This window comes from Helicobacter mehlei, from assembly GCF_007280785.1.
GTDB classification, from domain to species: domain Bacteria; phylum Campylobacterota; class Campylobacteria; order Campylobacterales; family Helicobacteraceae; genus Helicobacter; species Helicobacter mehlei.
In genome coordinates, this window is sequence record NZ_VKGC01000065.1 from 1 (window position 1) to 798 (window position 798).

Annotated in this window: 1 protein-coding gene; it reads right to left on the bottom strand. The window is 45.9% G+C overall.

What is annotated here, in order from left to right; translation table 11 throughout:
- On the bottom strand, window positions 1–798 hold a 798-nt coding region (locus FNE76_RS08105), incomplete at both ends, for a portal protein (protein WP_456237343.1).

Sequence of the window (798 nt, forward strand, 5' to 3'; positions counted from 1 at the left end):
GGGCTTGGGCTTGTTGGGCTTGCTCTAAAACCTCTACCACATCGGCCACAATGGGGCTATCCATATCCTTTAAGATGAGGGGCAAGAGTTGGGGGACTAAAGTCGGGTTTATGGGGCTAATCACTTTCAACAACTCGTTCCAATGGCTAAAACGCTCGTCCTTGCTCTCGGTTTTCAATTGGGTTTTATAAATCAAGTCAAACTTACACGGCTTGATCTGGTTGTGTTGCCCATCATTGATGGAAAAGTAGCGATCCCCCACTTTGGGATCGACAATCCTAAAAACCTGCTTTTTAGTAAAATAATGCCCCATCAAGCTCACGGCCAACTCAAAAACCAATTTGTCCATATCATCGCTAATTTTTAAGAAGTTTTGCAAGCCCATTAGCCCGCTCTCTCTTCTTTGGGCAATAGCCACCCCGCTTTGCCTGTTCATCGCCATCCCCAAACTTTCATCATTCAAGCCCGCTAGAATTTTAATGAGTTGCCTTTTTTGCTCGGCCTTTTGGCTTAAAGCGGCGATGTCGGCTTGGTTGTTCATAAATTGAATCTTGCCCTCTTTAAGGGCCCCGGGCCTAACCTTCACAATGGCGTTGTCTAGGCCCATCTGCTCGATGAATTCATCAATGTTTAACACCCCGTCCTCTTCAAACATCGCCTTAAAGGAGCCCATCATGTTGCCCATGCGGTTTTCGGCATAGTTGATATAATCTTGCATCGGCTTAATATCCCTAAAAAGCCCGTAATAGCGATTCTGCTCATCTTGGTAGAATTTGGCCACAATAAAGGGGTGTCGGT